General features: G+C 61.0%; 18 protein-coding genes and 3 pseudogenes. 15 read left to right on the top strand and 6 right to left on the bottom strand.

All coding sequences use genetic code 11. The annotated features are described in order from the left end of the window. Window positions 1-3: 3 nt before the first annotated feature. Window positions 4-282 (bottom strand): annotated as a pseudogene (locus J2W23_RS28860) (IS630 family transposase); the annotation flags it as partial. A 406-nt stretch (window positions 283-688) separates the two neighbouring features. Beyond that, window positions 689-862, bottom strand: a pseudogene (locus J2W23_RS28855) (fumarylacetoacetate hydrolase family protein); the annotation flags it as partial. A 2-nt stretch (window positions 863-864) separates the two neighbouring features. On the opposite strand from J2W23_RS28855, the gene J2W23_RS28850 reads away from it, so the two are divergent. Next, window positions 865-1,734, top strand: coding sequence for a Bug family tripartite tricarboxylate transporter substrate binding protein (locus tag J2W23_RS28850; protein ID WP_307651250.1), 870 nt, complete (start codon window positions 865-867; stop codon window positions 1,732-1,734). A gap of 85 nt (window positions 1,735-1,819) precedes the next feature. On the opposite strand, the gene J2W23_RS28845 is transcribed toward J2W23_RS28850, so the two are convergent. Further along, a complete protein-coding gene (locus tag J2W23_RS28845) occupies window positions 1,820-2,467 on the bottom strand; it encodes a TetR/AcrR family transcriptional regulator (RefSeq protein WP_176656906.1) in 648 nt (215 codons plus the stop codon). Between the two features lie 115 nt (window positions 2,468-2,582). On the opposite strand from J2W23_RS28845, the gene J2W23_RS28840 reads away from it, so the two are divergent. From J2W23_RS28840 to J2W23_RS28795, 10 genes are all read left to right on the top strand, one after another. Beyond that, on the top strand, window positions 2,583-4,331 hold the full coding sequence (locus tag J2W23_RS28840; protein ID WP_307651186.1) for an FAD-dependent monooxygenase: 1,749 nt from the start codon (window positions 2,583-2,585) through the stop codon (window positions 4,329-4,331). Next, window positions 4,328-4,882, top strand: a complete 555-nt coding sequence (locus J2W23_RS28835; protein ID WP_307651185.1) for a VOC family protein — start codon at window positions 4,328-4,330, stop codon at window positions 4,880-4,882. Before J2W23_RS28840 ends, J2W23_RS28835 begins: the two co-directional genes overlap by 4 nt. Before the next feature lie 24 nt (window positions 4,883-4,906). Next, a complete protein-coding gene (locus J2W23_RS28830) occupies window positions 4,907-5,911 on the top strand; it encodes an ABC transporter substrate-binding protein (protein WP_307651184.1) in 1,005 nt (334 codons plus the stop codon). 143 nt (window positions 5,912-6,054) lie between these two features. Continuing rightward, the gene (locus J2W23_RS28825; RefSeq protein WP_307651183.1) at window positions 6,055-6,702 is read left to right on the top strand and encodes an ABC transporter permease; all 648 of its coding nucleotides are present in this window, start codon (window positions 6,055-6,057) and stop codon (window positions 6,700-6,702) included. Window positions 6,703-6,704: 2 nt separating this feature from the next. Continuing rightward, window positions 6,705-7,535 (top strand): ABC transporter ATP-binding protein, encoded by an 831-nt coding sequence (locus J2W23_RS28820; protein ID WP_307651182.1) that lies wholly within the window; start codon window positions 6,705-6,707, stop codon window positions 7,533-7,535. Next, window positions 7,532-8,278 (top strand): ABC transporter permease, encoded by a 747-nt coding sequence (locus J2W23_RS28815; protein WP_176656912.1) that lies wholly within the window; start codon window positions 7,532-7,534, stop codon window positions 8,276-8,278. Before J2W23_RS28820 ends, J2W23_RS28815 begins: the two co-directional genes overlap by 4 nt. Before the next feature lie 10 nt (window positions 8,279-8,288). After that, window positions 8,289-9,071 (top strand): fumarylacetoacetate hydrolase family protein, encoded by a 783-nt coding sequence (locus tag J2W23_RS28810; RefSeq protein WP_176656913.1) that lies wholly within the window; start codon window positions 8,289-8,291, stop codon window positions 9,069-9,071. Continuing rightward, the gene (locus tag J2W23_RS28805) at window positions 9,068-9,457 is read left to right on the top strand and encodes a nuclear transport factor 2 family protein (RefSeq protein WP_176656914.1); all 390 of its coding nucleotides are present in this window, start codon (window positions 9,068-9,070) and stop codon (window positions 9,455-9,457) included. Before J2W23_RS28810 ends, J2W23_RS28805 begins: the two co-directional genes overlap by 4 nt. A gap of 78 nt (window positions 9,458-9,535) precedes the next feature. Next, window positions 9,536-10,513 carry a Bug family tripartite tricarboxylate transporter substrate binding protein gene (locus tag J2W23_RS28800; protein WP_176656915.1) on the top strand — a complete coding sequence of 326 codons (978 nt, stop codon included), beginning with the start codon at window positions 9,536-9,538 and terminating at the stop codon, window positions 10,511-10,513. Between the two features lie 326 nt (window positions 10,514-10,839). After that, entirely contained in the window at window positions 10,840-12,276 is a 1,437-nt protein-coding gene (locus J2W23_RS28795; protein WP_307651181.1) for an IS1182 family transposase, read from the top strand. 242 nt (window positions 12,277-12,518) lie between these two features. On the opposite strand, the gene J2W23_RS28790 is transcribed toward J2W23_RS28795, so the two are convergent. Continuing rightward, entirely contained in the window at window positions 12,519-13,142 is a 624-nt protein-coding gene (locus J2W23_RS28790; protein ID WP_307651180.1) for a tyrosine-type recombinase/integrase, read from the bottom strand. Window positions 13,143-13,387: 245 nt separating this feature from the next. On the opposite strand from J2W23_RS28790, the gene J2W23_RS28785 reads away from it, so the two are divergent. Together J2W23_RS28785 and J2W23_RS28780 are read left to right on the top strand one after the other, a co-directional pair. Then, window positions 13,388-13,894, top strand: coding sequence for a phosphatase domain-containing protein (locus J2W23_RS28785; protein ID WP_307651179.1), 507 nt, complete (start codon window positions 13,388-13,390; stop codon window positions 13,892-13,894). Window positions 13,895-14,083: 189 nt separating this feature from the next. Continuing rightward, window positions 14,084-14,659: an OmpH family outer membrane protein gene (locus tag J2W23_RS28780; protein ID WP_307651178.1), complete on the top strand. Its 576-nt coding sequence runs from the start codon at window positions 14,084-14,086 to the stop codon at window positions 14,657-14,659. A gap of 1,106 nt (window positions 14,660-15,765) precedes the next feature. Here J2W23_RS28780 and J2W23_RS28775 read toward each other — a convergent pair. Further along, window positions 15,766-16,263, bottom strand: coding sequence for a hypothetical protein (locus J2W23_RS28775; RefSeq protein ID WP_307651177.1), 498 nt, complete (start codon window positions 16,261-16,263; stop codon window positions 15,766-15,768). Between the two features lie 72 nt (window positions 16,264-16,335). Further along, the gene (locus J2W23_RS28770; RefSeq protein WP_307651176.1) at window positions 16,336-16,965 is read right to left on the bottom strand and encodes a hypothetical protein; all 630 of its coding nucleotides are present in this window, start codon (window positions 16,963-16,965) and stop codon (window positions 16,336-16,338) included. A 402-nt stretch (window positions 16,966-17,367) separates the two neighbouring features. Between J2W23_RS28770 and J2W23_RS28765 the strand changes: the two genes are divergently transcribed. Together J2W23_RS28765 and J2W23_RS28760 are read left to right on the top strand one after the other, a co-directional pair. After that, window positions 17,368-18,303 (top strand): sigma-70 family RNA polymerase sigma factor, encoded by a 936-nt coding sequence (locus J2W23_RS28765; RefSeq protein ID WP_307651175.1) that lies wholly within the window; start codon window positions 17,368-17,370, stop codon window positions 18,301-18,303. A 149-nt stretch (window positions 18,304-18,452) separates the two neighbouring features. Beyond that, window positions 18,453-18,614, top strand: a pseudogene (locus tag J2W23_RS28760) (carboxymuconolactone decarboxylase family protein); the annotation flags it as partial. Window positions 18,615-18,705: the final 91 nt, after the last annotated feature.

Genomic DNA, 18,705 nt, shown 5'->3' with positions numbered 1-18,705 from the left:
ACGCTAGTGCGCGGTCCCGTTGATACGTGAGCAAAGTCGATGTAGCTTTTCAAGGACCGAACGGCGATGGCGGTCCACTCGAAGGGCTGGCATCGGGGGTTGTAAGCGGTGGTGAGAGCTCGATGCGTTGCACGAGCTGCTTGACGCTGGAGAATGAGCCGCGGTGGGGGGCTCTTGTCGGTGATGAGGGCGAATAAACATTCGACCCGATTAAGTCAGGAGCTGTAGGTCGGAATGGAAGTGCACGTGCCAGCGCGGGCGAGTCGCCAGCCACGCCTTGATCTAATACGCCGGCCGAAAATTCCAAACCAGTGATGCAAATCCCAGGGATTCCATTTGAGTGAAACACGAGTTCCACTTTGAATGATCGGTGCGGGCGTATGTCTTTGATTTCAAAAAGACAGCGGTTCCCTTTGAATGAAGACCGACATCGGTGTCGGTTTTCAATGTCGGGTCCTGGCCGATAGTGCCCACTCGCGTGAGGCCGAGGGATGCCGGCAATCGCTGCATACCTGCCGTTCGCAGGGTCGAAGTGCCGACCTAGGCGCAGCGTGTTCCTACCGTTTGCACTGCGCTCTCAGTCGCCGATAGAGGGGTGTTTCCGTGCCTTTGGGTATCGTCAGTTGGCCCACCAGCTGTCTTTCAGCATCGTTAGCTGTTGCTGCCATTCAAATGTTTCCCGCCAGCCTCATTCCGCACGCACTCCATTGCGCAGCTTACCGATCGCGTCGACTTCCACTTCGACGATGTCTCCCGCCTTCATCCACACGGGCGGCGTATGCTTGGCGCCCACGCCGCCGGGCGTGCCGGTGACGATCACGTCGCCCGCGGCCAGCGGCATGAAGGCCGAGATGTGCGCAATCTATTGCCCCCTTTCCTGCGGGCAGCGGGCCCGATGCGAATGCGCGCGAGATCGCCGCCGAACTCACGAAGATCCTGGGCCAGACCTTCTATGTGGAAAACCGGCCTGGTGCCTCGAACATCATCGGCACCGAGGTGGCCGCCAAGGCGCCGGCCGGCGGCTACTCGCTGTACATCGGCACGACCAGTTCGCTGTCGGTGGTGCCCCACCTGTACTCGAAGCTGCCCTTCAACGCCGAGAAGGATTTCGCGCCGGTCAGCCTGCTGGGCGTGCTGAACACGGGGCTCATCGCCACGCCCGGCGTCGAGGCGAAAGATGCGCGTGCACTCATCGCGGCACTCAAGGCCAAGCCCGATTCGGTGGCGGTCGCAACCGCGGGCATCGGCAGCTATTCGCACCTGTCGGCCGTGTGGTTCAACAATGCTGCGGGTGTGAAGACCAACCTGGTGCCCTACAACAGCAGCAGCCCTTACACCGACCTGATCGCGGGACAGGTGCAGGCGATGTTCGATGGCCTGCCCGCTGCCGCCGGGAGCATCCGCGCAGGCCGCCTGAAACTGCTGGCCATTACCGGCAACAAGCGGCATGCAAGTTTTCCGGACGTGCCCACCTTCGCAGAAACAGGACTGCCAGACTACGCCCCGATCGCCTGGCAGGGCATCCTCGCGCCGGCCGGCACGCCGAAACCCATCCTTGAGAAGCTCAGCGCCGCCATGCGGAAGGCTTGTCAGTCCGAGGAACTGGCAAAGAAGTGGCGCGAGTACGGCGGCGAATTGCGATGCGACACGCCAGAAGAGTTCGCCGCCTTCATCCATGCCGACCGGCAGATGTGGGGCAGGGTGATCAGGCAAGCCAACATCAAGCTGGACTGACGCGCCTTCGCAGATTGGGAGCGCGGACCACGTTGGCCCGAGGATGCATCGCGCAGGCGCAGATCGAGGTGTCGGGCGGGCGGCCTCAGGCAGTCCGATCGAGGTCTACGGACAGCACCTCGGAAGCCAAGTGGCCAAGCTGACGAAGCGTCAACTCCAAAACTTCAGATTCGCTCACTGAGCGATCGGCAAGCCAGGCCAGGACGAGCTGGTCGTGAAATCCAATCCAGGCTCGCAGGCACGCTCGAACCTTCTTAGTGGGTTCGGGTATTCCCAAGACCTCGCATATTCGACCGATTGCTTGCTGACGCGAAGCCTCCCAGATGTCGGCGACATCGGCATTGATCGCGAGGTTGTGAGAGCGGGCCCTGAAAAGCGCGTCGCCCTGCCGACTTTTGACGGCCTTCAGATGCGCGCGCAAGAACGATGCGATCCGGTCACGCGCAGTCCGGCCGCGAAACGAATGCTGCTGCGCTTCGTTCATCTGCTGCGCCGCCGCCCTGCTGACCTCGGCATACAGACCTTCCATCGATCCGAAGTGATGAAAGAGCAGACCGTGAGCGACGCCCGCCTCGCGAACAATCTCTGCGGCCGAGACGTCCAGAAACCCTCGGGTCGCAAAAAGACGCTCCGCCGTTTCCAGGATTCGTTGCTTACCCGAAGGCTGCCGCTCGGGCGTTTCCCCGTGGGGGCGAACGTGAGAAATCGCAGTGTCAGTCATCGTTTCGATCATATGTCTGCTCGTGCACAAGGGCTTCGCGAGCCTCAGGGAAAACCAGCAACTGCGGTTTGCCATCTCCATCTTAGACTGACTGATAGTCAATCAATGAAAGAAGCGGATTCAAATCATGGTGAAGCAATCGGGAGACGCGGCTGCCCCCAGCTACGAGGTTCTGATCGTGGGCGGCGGCCCCTGCGGGTTGGCAGCGGCCATCGCGCTGGGACGCTGTGGGGTACGCACGCTTCTCGTCGAAAAACATCCATCGACAAGCTTTCATCCGCGCGGCCACGTGGTCAGCGCGAGGACGATGGAGATCTTCAGAACTTGGGGGCTGGAGGATGCGGTTCGCGCCCGCGGTATTCCGCACGATCGGAACCAGGGCATCATCTTCGTGCGGTCCGTTGTCGGCGAGGTGATCGGCGAGATCCGAACCTGTGCCGATCGGCAGCGGAATCGACTCTTCGAAACCTATGGCCCGAGCGCGAAGACATCCTGCCCCCAGGACGCGCTCGAGCCGGTTCTGCGACGCGCCGCGGACGATCAGGCCAGTGTCGATGTCATGTTCGGGACCCTGCTGGAAGACCTCGAGCAGGATGAGCAGGGTGTCTCGGCGAAGATCACTACAGGCGATGGGGCGACGCGTATCGTTCGCGCACGCTACGCGATCGCAGCCGACGGCGCACGCGGCGCGATTCGCGAGCAGCTGGGCGTTCCTCTAGGCGGCGACGCGGCGCTCGGCCATCAGATCGGCGTCTACTTCGAGGCAGACCTGTGGCCGTGGGTGGTGAATCGTCCCAACCTGCTTTGGTGGATCTACAACCCTGCGACCGTCGGCGTGATGATCGCGTTGGACGGTCGCAACCGCTGGACCTACAACTTCGGCTACGACGCCACCAAAAACACGCCAGAAGACTTCACCCCCGAGCGTTGCGCCGACATTGTGAAATCCGCCATCGGCGTGGAGGACCTTCGACTGCAGGTCAAGGACGTTCGCGCATGGCGAATGCAAGCGCGCATCGCGGAGAAGTTGCGCGTCGGAAGAATCTTCCTTGCAGGCGACGCCGCGCATCCCTTGCCACCCACCGGCGGACAGGGCATGAACACGGCGATCGGCGATGTCCACAACCTGTGCTGGAAACTCGCGCTGGTCCTCCAGGGCGTGGCCGACGAAGACATCCTCGACTCCTACGAAGCCGAGCGCCTGCCCGTGATCCGGTTCAACGTGGCGCAAAGCGTGCGCAACGCGCGACGCATGGAATCCGCGGGGTTGGGCGGCATCATGAAGACGCATGAAGACTTCTGCGAAGACGACATCTCGCACATGCGCGATGCGATCCCGGGCCAACGGGAACACTTCGAATACTACGGACAGACGTTCGGCTACGCCTACCGGTCGCCTTTGGTCTTCGATGAAGGAAATCCGGCGCAGCCCCGCGACGTCAATACCTATGATGCGACCGCCGCACCAGGCGGGCGCGCACCGCACTGCTGGCTGAAGCTGCCCGAAGGCGGACCCACGATCTCGACGGTGGATCTGTTCAAGGATCTGCGCTTCACCCTTCTCGCTGGCCGCGATGCGCAGCCCTGGGTCCAAGCGTTCGCAAGGGCTGCCTCCAAGGCCGGCATTCGGTCACAGGCTTTCGTCGTGGGTGCGCATCGCGACCTGCTGGACCACCTGGGCGCTTTCCATGACCTCTACGAAATCTCACCGCGCGGTGCCGTTCTCGTACGTCCCGATGGCCATGTCGCATGGCGCGCCAAAGACGCCATGCCCCATCCCGACCGAACGATGGCGCAAGTGATCGGCGCTTTCGCGTCGAAAGCAGACAAGCGGGCGGCAGAGTCTGAGTCACAACATCCGGAGGTACACGCGTGAAATCAACCCCTGCAGTCGCCACGAAATCGCCGCGGCGATTGGCCCACATCGCATTGCGTACCAACCACCTGAGCGAGCTCATCGATTGGTATTGCAAGGTTCTCGGGGCGCATGTCGCCCACGCCTCCGACAAGGTCGCATTTCTGACCTACGACGATGAGCACCATCGGATCGCGTTGATCGGACTTCAAGACTATCCGCCGCAGGATGGGACGGTCCGCGCCGGCTACTTCCACACGGCCTTCGCCTACGACTCGCTGGCCGACCTGCTCGACAACTTCGTGCGCCTTCGACAACTCGGGATCGTTCCCCATCGGTCGATCAATCACGGGCCCACGGTCTCCTTCTACTACGCGGACCCCGAGGGCAATCAGATCGAGCTGCAGGTGGACAGCTTCCCCGATGCCAAGGCAACCAATGCCTGGCTCGGGAGCGAAGCGTTCAAGCGCAACCCCATCGGGATCGAGTTCGACGCGGACGAGATGTTGCAGAAGCTGCGCGATGGCGTTCCCGAAGTCGAGTTGATGCGACGGCCCGATTCCATCCTGTAAGCCATTCGAACAAGGAGACAAGGCATGCTCAACAAGTATCTGAGGGACGCCGCCATCGGCGTGGTCATGGCCGCGGCAGCGCTGGCCGCGACCGCCCAACCCGCGAAGGCAAAACTGGTGCTTCCCGCTGTCTCCATCCTTTTCGCGCCGGTCTACATCGCTCAGGATGCCGGCTATTTCAAGGATGCAGGCCTCGATGTCGAGATCAGCCAGTTGGCGGGCCCTGCGGCGCTCAATGCGCTGATCGGCGGCAGCAGCGACTTCACCACGATCGCCGGACTCATTCAACTGCGCGCGGCCCAGCGCGGCCAGAAGACGCTGGCAATCGCCGGCCTCCAGGAAAATGCGACCACCGAGATCGTGCTGTCGGCGGCAACGGCCGAACGCCTGGCCTCCGCCAAGACACCGATGGACAGGGCCCGCGCACTCAAGGGCCTGACGCTGGCCGTGGATGCCGCCAATGGTCTGCCGCATGCCTATCTGCGATTCGTCGCCCGACAGGCGAGCATCGATGCCGACAGGGACATCCGCCTGGTCTTCATTGCGCCGCCCGGAATGGACGCAGCCTTGCAGAAGAAGGAGGTCGACGGTTTTGTCTTTTCCAGCCCCTTCACGCTGGAAGCCGTGCGGCGAGGCGCCCATCTCTGGATCAGCGGGCCCAGAGGCGATTTCCCCGAGGTGAATCCGACAACCTACAACGTGCTGGTCGCCCGCGACGGCTTCTGCCGCAGCGCCGCCGCCACCTGCCGCCACATGGTCGGCGCGCTCGACCGGAGTCTCGCGCTCATCACTGCTGAGCCCCAGAAGGCACTGGCGTTGCTATCCAAGCGCTTCGAGAAGATGGACCCCGAGCTTCTGAAGCAGGCGTTCGAGAGTTTTCAACGCAACACCCCGGCGCGATCGATGCCGATGGGAAAAGCTTTCGAGCACACCGTGGACGTGATGTTCGGTCCGCAGGATGACAAGGCAGCACTCAAGGCGCTCGCCAAGAGCCTCTACACCGACGACTTCGTCGGCTCCGGCAAATAGGTGGAGCCAAAGTGAATCGTCGTCGCCTTTGGACGGACAGGATCGTTCTGGCCTGCGCGGTCCTGATCGCGTGGGAGGCCGTGGGCCGGCTCCGCGGGGCCTACTGGATCAGCTCGCCGTGGCTAGTCCTGGAAAGAATCTGGATGCTGATGCTGAACGGCGACCTCTGGTTTCATGGGCGGTTCACGCTCGGCGAGGCATTGGGCGGTTTCCTCCTCGGTGCGATACCTGGCTGCGCGGTCGCGATGGCACTTCGTCGGCATCCCTTCTCGCGCGCGGCATTCCTGGGCGTCGCCGCCATAGGGTATGCCATTCCCAAAACGGCGCTCGTGCCTCTGTTCATCCTGTGGCTCGGGGTCGGGCCTGGGGCGAAGGTCGCCTTGGTGGCGGCAGCCATCTTCTTCATCGTCTTCTATAGCACGCTGGACGGGGTCGACGCTGTCGATCAGAAGCTCTTGCTGTCGACGCGTGTTTTCGGTGCCTCTGAATCGCAGTTGCTCAGGCATGTGGTCTGGCCTGCCGTCGTCCCGTACGTGTTCGGCGGCCTGCGCGTGGCCGTTCCCTATGCCATCGCTGGTGCCATCGTCGGAGAAATCATTTCGTCGAACCGCGGCCTCGGTTACCTGGCGCAGTTCGGCGCCACTGATTTCGACACCACCCTGGTGTTCGTGGCGCTCGTGACCGTGATGCTCATCGTTCTTTCGGTGAGCGCCGTCCTGTCGCTGATCCAGAAGCGACTGCTGAGGTGGCAAACCAGCCCGTCGCAAGGTGCGCACACCGTCGGAGCATGACCATGAAAAGAGACATCCCCGAAAGAGCCCTGGCCGACGTGCTGCTGCAGTTGCGGCGGCTGGGAATCTCGTACGGCACGCACGATGTCGACGAACGCCGCTGGATCCTGCGCGACCTGGACCTGAGCGTCCGGGAGGGTGAGTTCGTGACCGTCATGGGCTCGTCGGGCGCTGGCAAATCGACGCTTCTGAACCTGGTGGCCCAGACGCTGCAGCCTTCTGCAGGTCAGATCGCCTTTCGAGGGAAAGTCGTGGGCGGCGCCGAGATGCCGCCCAACCCCGGCAGCAGCCGCCAGATCGGCTACGTCACCCAGGACGACAACCTGCTGCCCTGGCGCACCGTGTGGGACAACGTGATGTTCCCGCTCACGCTGGTCGGCAAGCCTTCGCCATCGGATGTCGATCGGGTGCGACGGTTGATCGACCAGGTCGGCCTGTCGCAGTGGACGAAGCACTACCCGCATCAGCTGTCGGGCGGCATGCGCAAGCGCGCCTCCCTGGCCCGCACGCTCGCCTACAACCCGCCGGTCGTCCTGATGGACGAGCCCTTCGGCGCGCTCGATGCCGAGACGCGGGCGCAATTGCAATCCGACTTGCTCGAGCTGTGGGCGTCCGAGAAGAAGACGATTCTGTTCGTCACGCACGACATCAACGAAGCCATCGCGCTCGGCGATCGCATCATCGTGCTGTCGGGTTCTCCCGGGCAAGTCGTGCTGGAGCGCCGCATCGACATCGATCGTCCGCGCGACCCGGAGCTGATCTTCAAGGCACCGACGTTCGCGGGGCACTACGACGCCGTTCGCAATTGTTTGCGAAGCGCCGGCCACCCATGACGAAGCAAGAGATGCTTCTTGCAAAAGCGCTGGGCCTCGTCGCTTTCGCGTCGCTGTGGGCGTTCGCGAGCAGTTGGGTTGGCGATTACTGGGTGCCAGGCATGGGGCAGGTTGCCGGGCGGATCTGGACAGAGCTGCTGGCAGGGAGGCTCTTTGCCGACCTTGCCGCTACCAGCCAGTTGCTGCTGACGGGCACTTCCATCGGCTCCGTGTGCGGATGCGCCGTCGCATGCATGCTCAGGCTCGCCCCGCGGCTCGACATGCTGATGCAACCGTTCATCACGGCCGTCATGAGCATTCCGAAGCTGGGCCTGGTTCCCTTGCTCGTGCTCTGGTTCGGGACCGGCTGGGTGCCCAAGGTGATGCTGGTCGCACTGACGGTCCTGTTCATCGTCTTCTCGCTGACCTACGCCGGCCTGGCCACCGTGAATGCGCGCTTGGTCATGACGGCGCGAGTGCTCGGCGCCAGTTCGTTCCAGCTGACACGGCATGTCGTCGTTCCGAGCGTGCTTCCTTTCATCTTCACGGGGCTTCAAGTCGCCCTGCCATGGGCGGTCAGCGCAGCACTGGTTGCCGAGTACCTCGCGGCCAAGGAGGGAATCGGACACGGCATCGAAGAGGCCAGGCAACTGAGCGACTCGGTCGGGGTGTATTACGGAATCGTCCTGGCGACGGTCCTGGTCCTGCTTTGCAACGGCGTGCTGGCGTTCGTTCGCAAACTGGCCATCAAGGTTCAACCATAGGAGCGACGGCATGAAGATCTACAAGTTTCTGGAAGCGGGCCGACCGCAGTTCGGTGTGCTGGAAGGGCCGGCAACGGTCCGGGCGCTGAAGGAGTCGCCCTTCGACGGGCCGATCGAACTGGGTGAGAGGACCTGGCCGCTCGCGAGCCTCGATCTCTTGCCACCGACGGTGGCGCATCCGCGGATCTTTGGCGTGGGGTTCAACTACAAGTCCCACATTCTCGAGACCGGCCGCCAGCTCCCGGAGATTGCACCGCTCTTCATGAAGCCGGACACCGCCTTGATCGCTCACGGCGAGCGCATCGTCTATCCCGAGGGCAGCACGGTCGTTCACTACGAGAGCGAATTGGTCGCGGTGATCGGACGCAGAGCGAGGAACGTCGCGCGCGCGGACGCATTGGCGTACGTGCTCGGCTACACCTGCGGAAACGACGTGAGCGAGCGCACGATCCAGCGGCAGGAGATGGAAATGGGGCTCATGACCATCGGCAAGGCGTTCGACACCTTCGCGCCGATCGGCCCGTGCATCGAAACATCAGTCGATCCCTCGAAGCTCCGGATGTGGGGGCGCTTGAACGGGGCTGTCGTCCAGGACTGCGACACGTCGGACCTGCTCTTCGGCGTCGATGCGCTCGTGGCCTACCTGAGCAAGTCGATCACCTTGATGCCGGGTGACCTCATCATGACCGGAACGCCCGGCGGCGTGGGGCCGCTGCGGCCCGGCGACATCTTCGAGATCGACATCGAAGGCGTGGGAGTGCTGAGCAATGACGTCGTCGCGGAGAACACATGACCATGAAGAACCTCGCCCTCGAATCACAGGTTCTGGCAGCCGACGAAGCCAGGTACCAAGCGTTGTACCGGCAGGACCTGGAGGCGCTCGAGCGGATGCTCGCCGACGACTACCTCCATACCCACGCGAACGGCAAGATCGACGACAAGGCCGCCTTTCTGGCGTCGATCGAGGCAGCGAGATATCGCTTCGTCGATGCCCAGCGCTCCGATCAATGCGTTCGTATCAGCGGTCCTGTCGTTCTGTTGAGCGGCAAGACCCGAACGACCTTGGATGTAGGCGGGCAGACCAAGGTCATGGACAACGCCTTCGTGACGGTCTGGATCCAGGCCGAGGACGGCTTGCGGCTGCTGCATTGGCAAGCCACCAAGGTACTGGAAGCCTGAGCATGGGCCGTCCGCAGCCAATGAGCACGCCCAGACGCTGCTTGTCCTGACATGCAACAACAACCACGAGAGAGACCCATGAAGAGAGCATCAAGACGACACGTCGCAATCCTGTTGGCCGCTGCCGGCTTCAGCGTGCCCCTGGTCGCCTTCTCGCAGGCGAGGTACCCCTCCAGGCCTGTCACGCTGGTGCTGCCCGCCGGATCGGGCACTGGCGTTGACATCATTGGTCGGCTCGGAGCGCAGAAGTTGTCGGAAGTACTGGGCCAGCCGGTGGTGGTCGAGAACGTGGTGGGTGCCAGCGGCGTCATCGGCGTTCAGAAGGTGACGCGTGCAAAGCCGGACGGCTACACGCTGCTTTTTGCCTTCAATCAGACGATCACGATGAATCCTCACGTGGTCGCCAATTTGCCGTACGACCCGCAGAAGGAATTGGCCCCCGTCTCCAGATTTGCGGCTTCGCCCTTCGTCTGGATGGTCAACGCCCAGGTCCCGGTCAAGACCTTTCCGGACCTCGTAGCCTATGCGAAGTCGCATCCCGGCAAGCTCGCGATGGGTGTCACCGGATTTGCTTCAGCTGCTTATCTCGGATCGCAGTTGCTTGCTTACCAGACGGGAGCGGAAGTTCTGCCGGTGAACTATGCGGGCAATTTCAGCGCCGACCTGATGTCGAACGTGGTCCAGCTCTCGATGAGCCCTGCCGCGCAGGTGCCCGCGTTGGTGGCAAGCGGTAAGGTACGCGCTTTGGCGCAGACGGGCTTGCGCAGGGTCGAGGGAATGGCCGACGTTCCGACCGTCAGGGAGACGGTTCCCGGATTCGTGATCGATGCGTGGTACGCGGTCTGGGCGCCCGCCGGAACGCCGCAGGAGGTCGTCGCGGCATTGACGACAGCTTGGCAGTCGGTGGCCTCGATGCCAGAGGTTAAGGACCGCCTCGCAGCGGTGTCCGCCGTTACGGTGGGAAGCACGGCGGAGGAACTGAACGAACTGAGCCGCATGGAGACGAAGATGTGGGGCGACGTCGTGAAGGCGCGAAGAATCGTGCCGGCGCAGTGAAGGCGCTCTTTTTTTCCCAACAAGAGCCTGTTGCATCAGTGTGGAAGAAACGGGACCCACGTGTTACGTGGCATGCCAGTGGGGCGATCGTGGGCACGCTCTCGTTGATCGATTTACGGTGTTCGAAGGCGCCAGCCTAAGGCGCTTCAACACTGGCGGACCTGGTATCGGCGACGCTTCGATAGGTCAGGGCATAGCTCCAGAAGCCGACATACGGAATGTCGTGCGTGCTAGGCGGCTGCTTCAGACTGAGGCTGTGTGAAAACGCATTGAATCCGTGAATACCGTCGCCTAGATTGAGACAACGCCACGAACTGGGTTGCCACATGAATCGATTCATCGAGCCAGGGGATCGAAGCCAGACCACGCTGCTGCCAGAGTGCCTTGACGACTACATCTCAGAAGAGAACCCCATCCGCGTAGTCGATGTCTTTGTCGATGAACTCAAGCTCTATCAGCTCGGCTTTGAAGGCGCGGAACCTGCGGCCACCGGGCGGCCGTCGTACCACCCCTCAGTGCTGTTGAAGATCTACATCTACGGCTATCTGAACCAAGTGCAATCCAGTCGACGCCTGGAGCGCGAGGCACAGCGCAATGTGGAGTTGATGTGGCTGACCGGGCGCCTGGCCCCTGATTTCAAGACTATCGCGGACTTCCGCAGAGATCATGGTGACGCTATTCGTCTGGTGTGCCGAGAGTTCGTTCTTTTGTGCCGCCGGCTCAAGCTATTTGCCGACGGCGTCATCGCCGTGGACGGAAGCAAGTTCAAGGGCGTCAACAACCGCGACAAGAACTTCAACGAGCACAAGCTCCAGGTGCGGATGCAGCAGCTCGAGCAGAGCATCGGCCGATACCTTGCCGAACTTGATCGAGCTGACCGAGATCCAGCGATGGTTCTCCCCGAGCGTGTTGCGCGCCTCCAGGAAAAGGTAGCCAAGATCAAAGGACAGACGCGTGAAATCTCTGCCATCGAGCGGCAGCTTCAGTCCACGCAAGAGCGACAGATCTCGCTGACCGATCCGGATGCCCGCTCGATGGCGACCAGCCGACTTGGCTCAGCAGTCGTAGGCTACAACGTCCAGGCCGCGGTCGATGCAAAACACCACATGATCGTCGCCCATGAGGTGACCAACGCAGTAACCGATCGAGGCCAACTGGCCGCCATCTCCAAGGCGGCTCAAGAGGCCATCGAACACCCCAAACCAATCGTGCTGGCGGATCGAGGCTACTTCGAAGGCTACGGGATTCTGGAGTGCGAACGTGCGGGCATTGCGACACTTGTCCCGAAGCCCTTGACGTCGAACAGCAAGTTCGAGGGCAGATTCGACAAGCGAGACTTCGTCTATGACAAGCGACGGGATGTGTACCGGTGTCCGGCGGGCGAGATCGCAATCTACCGTTTCACCGCCATTGAGGACGGCAAGGCGTTGCGCAAGTACTGGACATCAAACTGTGGCGGCTGTCACTTGAAGCCGCAGTGCACCCCGGCGCCAGCCAGGCGCATCAGTCGATGGGAGTACGAGGAGGTCCTGGAAAAGGTCCAGGCACGTCTAGATGCTGCGCCCGAGGCCTCAAAGTTCAGGCAACGAACGATCGAACACGTGTTCGGCACCCTGAAAGCGTGGATGGGGGCCACGCACTTCCTGACGAAGACCTTGCCGAACGTGAAAACCGAGATGAATCTGCAGGTTCTGGCCTACAACCTCAAGCGAGCAATCAAGATCCTCGGCGCAAGTACCCTGATTGCAGAGATGAAGTCGTAGGAGCCGACTCGCGTCTTGTCGAGACGGCCGAGAATTCCGGTAGGAACTGAGTCCGCCGGTCCAACGGATCTTGCGCGCCCCTTCAATGCAGCTGTTTCCACACAGCCTCGACTGGTTGCGGTCAGTCGGTGCGGCCCGCTGAATGTCTGCTGTGCGCCGCAATCGAGCCATCCGGCAGCGCATTGATCCGCCTCACCGTCGCAGCAAGGAGGACGGATCTGCGCTGCTCAATCGACGCTCGCTCAGATTTCTGTTTGCTCCGAGATCTCCAGGGCGTCATCCACCTCGATGCCCAGGTATCTGACGGTCGATTCAAGCTTGGAGTGGCCGAGCAGCAACTGCACCGCGCGGAGGTTCCTCATCCGCCGGTAGATCAGCGTAGCCTTCGTCCGTCGCATCGAGTGCGTTCCGTAGTCGGCAGGATCCAGTACGAGTTCTCTGACCCAGCCACCAAGAATGCGGGCGTACTGCCGGGTACCGAGGTGCGGCGAGCCGCGCATTCGGCTCGGGAACAGAAAGTCGTCCGATCGCAGGCCGGTGCGCTGGATCCACGCATGCACAGCCTCTCGGGTTCCAGGCGTGAGCTCGAACTGCACCGGACGCTGGGTCTTGTGCTGCATCACCGTCGCCCGTGGTGCAACCTGCTCCCCGTGGCAGACGTCCCTGACCTTCAGGCTGACAAGATCGCAGCCGCGCAGCTTGCTGTCCAGGCCCAAGTTGAAGAGAGCCAGATCGCGCACTCGGTCCTCCAGTTGCAGCCGCACCCGCAGCGCCCAAATGTCCTTGAGCTTGAAAGGAGCCTTCTGGCCGACGATCTTGCCCTTGTTCCAGGGCACTTGGCAGGTTGCAGTGTTTACTGATCCCATGATGGTCTCCCATCGAGTTGAGGGAGCCTCAGCATGCGCTGGCCGGACTGCAGCTGTCCTGGATGCAGCGCCCAAGCAGCACCTGCTTTTTTCTGGGATAGACATCAGCTTCGCGGCCACGTTTGGCCTACGGCAAGGGGCACAATCGGCCAAAACCGGTAGGTCGCCACGACGGGCAAAATTCGGCTGGTAGCTGACGCTCGCGAGGCAGATCGGTTCCCTACAACACGTTGGAGCGTTCATTCATGTTTGAGCCATCGCTTCGCTGGGTCGGCGGCATCAATCCTCATCGCTTGGCCCTGATGCCGCGCCCACGTGGTGGCGAATGGCTCCGTGAAGAGGTCGAGGCATGGCGCGGTGCAAAAGTCGAGTGGGTCGTCTCTCTGCTCGAGTCTCACGAGGTTCGCGAACTGGAGCTCAATTCGGAACCCTCCCTGTGTGCCGAACATGGCATTAGATTCTGGTCCTTCCCCATTGCTGACCGCGGCACGCCGACATCAACACGCGAGCTGTCCGTCTTGCTCGATCAATTGCACTCCGAGATCCTTCAAGGCAAGGCGGTCGCCATTCATTGCCGCGCAGGTATCGGCCGCACCGGGTTGGTAGCTGGCTGCCTGCTTCACTTGCTTGGCGTGCTCGGCAAAGACATTTTTCGCGTGCTCAGCCGCTCTCGCGGCGTGGCGATCCCTGACACTGCGGAGCAGGCCGAGTGGGTTGAGAGGTACGTCCGTGCACACCCCAAAGAGCTTTAGCCGTGTAACCACGTCGGCACGCGGCCAAAAGCGGACGGTCGGTGACCGTCTTCACAGAGAGTCGACACAGAGGCTTTTGAAACCTGCAGAGCTGCCCAATGACGTCTGAGCGTTGCGTGTAGGAACGGCTGTTTATGGGGCGCCGTATAACATCCAGTGCTTTCACATCCACGTCGGAGGGGCATTCTAATGAACAGACTTATTCAGACCATTGCGGTGGCTGCCTGCGCGGTGGCCCGCCGTGAAGCGGTTGTCTTTGCCGCCGGTGCGGCGGCGGCGTGCATGCTCTCTCTGGCTCCTTCATCCGCGCTGGCTCAGCAACTTAAGATCGGCTACGTGGACTTCGAGCGCGCGATGCTCCTGTCGCTCCCCGCCAGGGCTATGCAGGACAAGCTGGCTGCCGAAATCCGCCCTCGACAGAAGCAACTGGATGAGTTGGAAGCTCACCTCAAGGCCGTGGCCGACCAACTGGATAAGGATGGACCCACGCTGCCCGAACACGATATCGGTCGCAGGCGGCGCGAACTGCTCGATCAGGAACGCGACCTCAGGCGAAAGCTCCTTGAGTTCAATGAAGAGGTGGCTCAGCGCCTCAACGAACAGAAGGCCGAGCTATGGGACCTGACACACCGTGCGATCCGGCAGATCTTCAAGCAGGAAAAGTACGACCTGATACTGCAGGATGCCGTTATGGCTGCGCCCACGGTGGACATCACTAACGAGGTGATCAAAGCGCTCGCGACTGCTGCCCCTGCGGCGCAGTGACAGGCACTCACGACGAACATCACTCATTTTGAGAGAACTTTGTGAGCTTGACGATCGATAACAGGCTCTTTATCAGCGGGCTGGTGCCGACAGCTCGATGAGTGGCTGCTTGGGGCCCATCCCGGCTGTGTAGGTTTCTCCGAAGCAGTCCTTCGGCTCGCGCTCTGCTATGTTCCTGTGCCGTGCGACATAGCTGTCCAGGCCTATGACTACAAACCTCCTCCCAATCACCCGGCCCGCCATCCTCTTCGCCGCATTTGCCGCCGCGGCAGGATTCTTTTGGTGGACGTTTTATGAGCGCTACTACAAGTTCAAGGACTGTATCGCTCAAGCACTATCAAGCTGCATCGCACCGGATGGAACGAACCTCGTTGGCGGAGGTGCTGTTTGGTCTTTGGTCGCCGGCCTCTTTACCTGTGCCGCGGTGTACTACCTTGGGGTACTGCTCCGCCGTCGTCGAGCGAATGACCCTTGAGGGCCCCAAGCGGTCTTTGACCCCACGCAAAAGCGGACGCTCAGGAAGGGGCGAAGGCAACGGCCAGTCACTCAGGCGTACCCTGCCGTATTCGCGCAAGCGGGGCGCGTTCTGTCATCTGAGGCTTGCCGGCTCATCGGCCAAGGAGCAGAGCGACAGCTCCGAGGCCCAGGACTGAGATCGGAAAGACGATACAGATGGCCGCTTCGAACCGAGTCGCACCATGCAGCAAGTTCTTACGCCACAAGTAGCCCGCGTGACCTACCAAGCAGGGGGTGCCTACAAAAATGGCTATGTAAAGGCCAAGGCCCGCTGCGCCAATTGGCGCTCCGGTGATCCAACTCCACGCGACGCAAGCGAGCGCTCCGTACGAGGAAAAAACAACAGACCAGATAAATGAGCGCTGGATAGACAAACGGAAACTTCGATGAGGATTTGCGGGAGAGAACTCTGACGATTTCACGGTCTCAATCACCCTGGGTCGACTCATGGCCGACTGTAGCCGGTCGCGCTACCCTCGCGAAGGGGCTAGTTGCAGTCCTACGGTTTGCTTCATAGCCGACGTTCAGCTAGGCAAGGCCCGGGCACCGCCCGCTTTGAAAGGTGGCTTAGCCCGCATCGACTTTGTGCATCACCGCAAGCCGCGACGTACATTCCGGACAGCATCGTCGATAAGCCAGTGCAGCATTACGCGGCTTTGCCCGCCAAGATGAGCGTCGTTGATCGAATCAACCACTGAGTGAAAGAAGTGTTTGACCCACGTGAGGCGCTTCGATCCTCCGGCCCGTACCCACGCGGCGTGTTCGATGTTTATCCCAACAAACACACTTTTCTCGCGGCGCTTATAAGAGACGAAATCGTTTCGCTTGTAAATGGCGGGGTTGCAAATGATAGGGAAGACCACCACAGAGTCCGTCTCGCAGACAAGGCTTTCCGCCTCTGCCAGCTTGGTAAATTCCTCCTCAACCCTAACGAAGAGCGTGGGCATAACGGGGTCGGTGAGAACGCCAGAAACTGCGAACACAAACACCCCCTCGCGTCTAAGTGGAGGGGGGCGATAGTTTGGTGCTTTTTGGACACGCTCAAGGAGGATGGTTTCACGGGAGGTCAACCCGCTGTTTTGTGTCATGTGAGATGTCTCCCATACGTCTTAGCACGCCATCTTGTGTCTCTCGCGTGCGAAGCCTCCAATCGCACTTGCTCAGTGCGCCATCCGCGCGAGAAGTGAATTGGCAAATGTGGTATAGCTTTCGACAAAGGGTGAGCCCTTGGACCCGGCCTCTTCTTTTGCCTCCTGCAACTTCTTGCACAAGAACTCCGACGCGAGGGCGATCTCGCCATCCAAGTACAGGACGATCGGAGCATAGTGATGAAATCGACACATGACAGGGTCTTCAAAGATCCCAGATGTAGCGTTATCGATTAACAGGCGAAGGCGCGCGCGGTCGGTGTACTCCTTCATCTTGGAAAGTCCAAAATCGAAAGTTTCCATGAGAGTGTCGAAGCCATGCGTTTCGAAGTCCGCTTCAGATGCAAAGCCCCAACCGCTAGCTGTAGTTCGGTCAACCAAGTGCCGAAGGTCGGCTCCGAGCATCCCATTTTGCGCAATCAAATCGATGCCCATCGTCTGCGCAAGAACCTGCTCGATCTCATCAAAGCGGACTCCAAGACCAAATTCCAGCCAAAAACCTCTCGCATCGCGTCTTGATCGCAGACCTACAAGAAGCTGAACGTCGGGCCCGGTCTCTTGAATCCAGAACTCTGGCTCCAGTCGTTTAAGACCTCGGGCGTCGAGAGCAGCGGCGATTTTTTCTAATAACGCAGGTTTCACAGCCAGATATGACTTGAGTTAAGACGCCGGGCCACTACTGGCCTCCAGGGAGCGGCCTCATGGCCGGATTCTGCTGCAGCACCGACCCTTGCCCCCATCACGGCCCCTGGGAAGCGCCCAAGAGGTCAATCGCCTCGTCAAAAAGGAACGACTGGCCGCGTACCTTGGTGTGCGCGAATTGAGCGCCGCCGTCGAATGTCGGGTTGTGGCCGGATGTAGGTATCCGTCCGGCCAAGTCATCTTGAAATCGGGGCTGACGGCAGAAAGGATCGCGTCCACCCAACTTAGGTGGACTTGATTACAGGAGCAGCGTAGCGATGAAGTATGGCATCACCCCCTACGTCGTAGACCGATGGCCGAAACTAGCCCGCGCCGAAGAGATGGCCACGCCCACCAAGGAGCTTGACCTTCGTACTAGACTTGCTCGCCATGTCGTCCGCGTCTACCGAACTGTTCTCGAACGTGCGTCCCAGGTTGATGGCTATTGGCTATCGCATGCTTTCCTCCGTACAGGAGGCGGAGGACTTGGTGCAGGACGCATGGTTGCGCTGGCATGAGGAGACGAAGTCGTCCCAGGCCCAAGTCTTGAATGCTGAAGCTTGGCTCGTGACCGTGACCACGCGGATGGCGATTGACCGTCTTCGGGCGGCCAAACTGCGGAGAGCGACGTACGCGGGCGCGTGGTTCCCCGAGCCGCTACTGGAACAGGCGCCGACCACGCCTGAGCAAGCGTGTGAGACCGCCGACAATGTGTCCATCGCCTTCTTGCTACTTCTGGACTGCCTGTCGCCGGAAGCGCGGGCCGCGTTTTTGCTGCGTGAGGTGTTTGACGCTGAGTACGAGCAAGTAGCCGAGGCCATTGGCCGAAGCAAAGCCTCCGCCCGGCAGATTGTCCATAGAGCCAAGCGAAGGCTGGAGAACGCACGCGAATCAGCGGGCATGAAGGCGCCGCCAATGCCAGCAGTGGCTCAGCTGGAACTGTTGCGACGACTCGTTCAAGCAATTTCGAGCGGTCACCTTGAGGGCATTAAGAGGCTGCTCGCAGAGGAAGCGGAGATGCTGGGCGACTTTGGCGACGTCAGGCCAAGCTTGGCGAGGCCTTTGTTTGGCGCTCAACGCATCGCTCAGCTTTACTACGCGATGCACCTTCGCCACGGTGACGCTATGCGACTTGAGCTGGCCATACTGAATGGCGAATGGTCCCTCCTGCGCTACATCGATGGTGCGCTTGACTCCGTACAGACATTTGAGTTCACCAATGTCCAGGTCTCTCGGGTTCGCATCCAGCGGAATCCGGTGAAGTTGGCAACGTTGAAGGATAAGCCACTCGTCTCCTGAGCTCCCGGCCAAACCCGCTGCCACCAGGAACCTGAGGCCTGGGGCGACATTTCTTTCCCCTGCGACTGTCACAACGCGATCACGTCAAACGTCTTGAGACCAGGTTGCTCCTGCAGCCGCATCCAGTCTCAACTTGAAGAAAGCGTTTCATGACCCGCGCAGTTTGGTTCCAAGTATCCCCGGAGGGCGCCAAGGCCATCGGTGGCCTGCATCACTTCGTCACCTCTGGCACGTCCTTGCCCAGCCAGCTTATCCATCTGGTGTTCCTGCGAGTCTCGCAGATCAATGGCTGTGCCCACTGCATCGACGTAATAGTCCGACGAAGGCCGTCCTTGCCTGATGCGCAGGCTGCAGGAAGCATCTGATCCGAATCGCAGACCCGCTTGGAGGTGTGCGCTAAAG

Origin of the sequence: Variovorax boronicumulans (genome assembly GCF_030812215.1) — a bacterium.
Taxonomy (GTDB): Bacteria; Pseudomonadota; Gammaproteobacteria; order Burkholderiales; family Burkholderiaceae_C; genus Variovorax; species Variovorax boronicumulans_C.
This window is presented reverse-complemented; position numbering and strand designations above follow the sequence as displayed.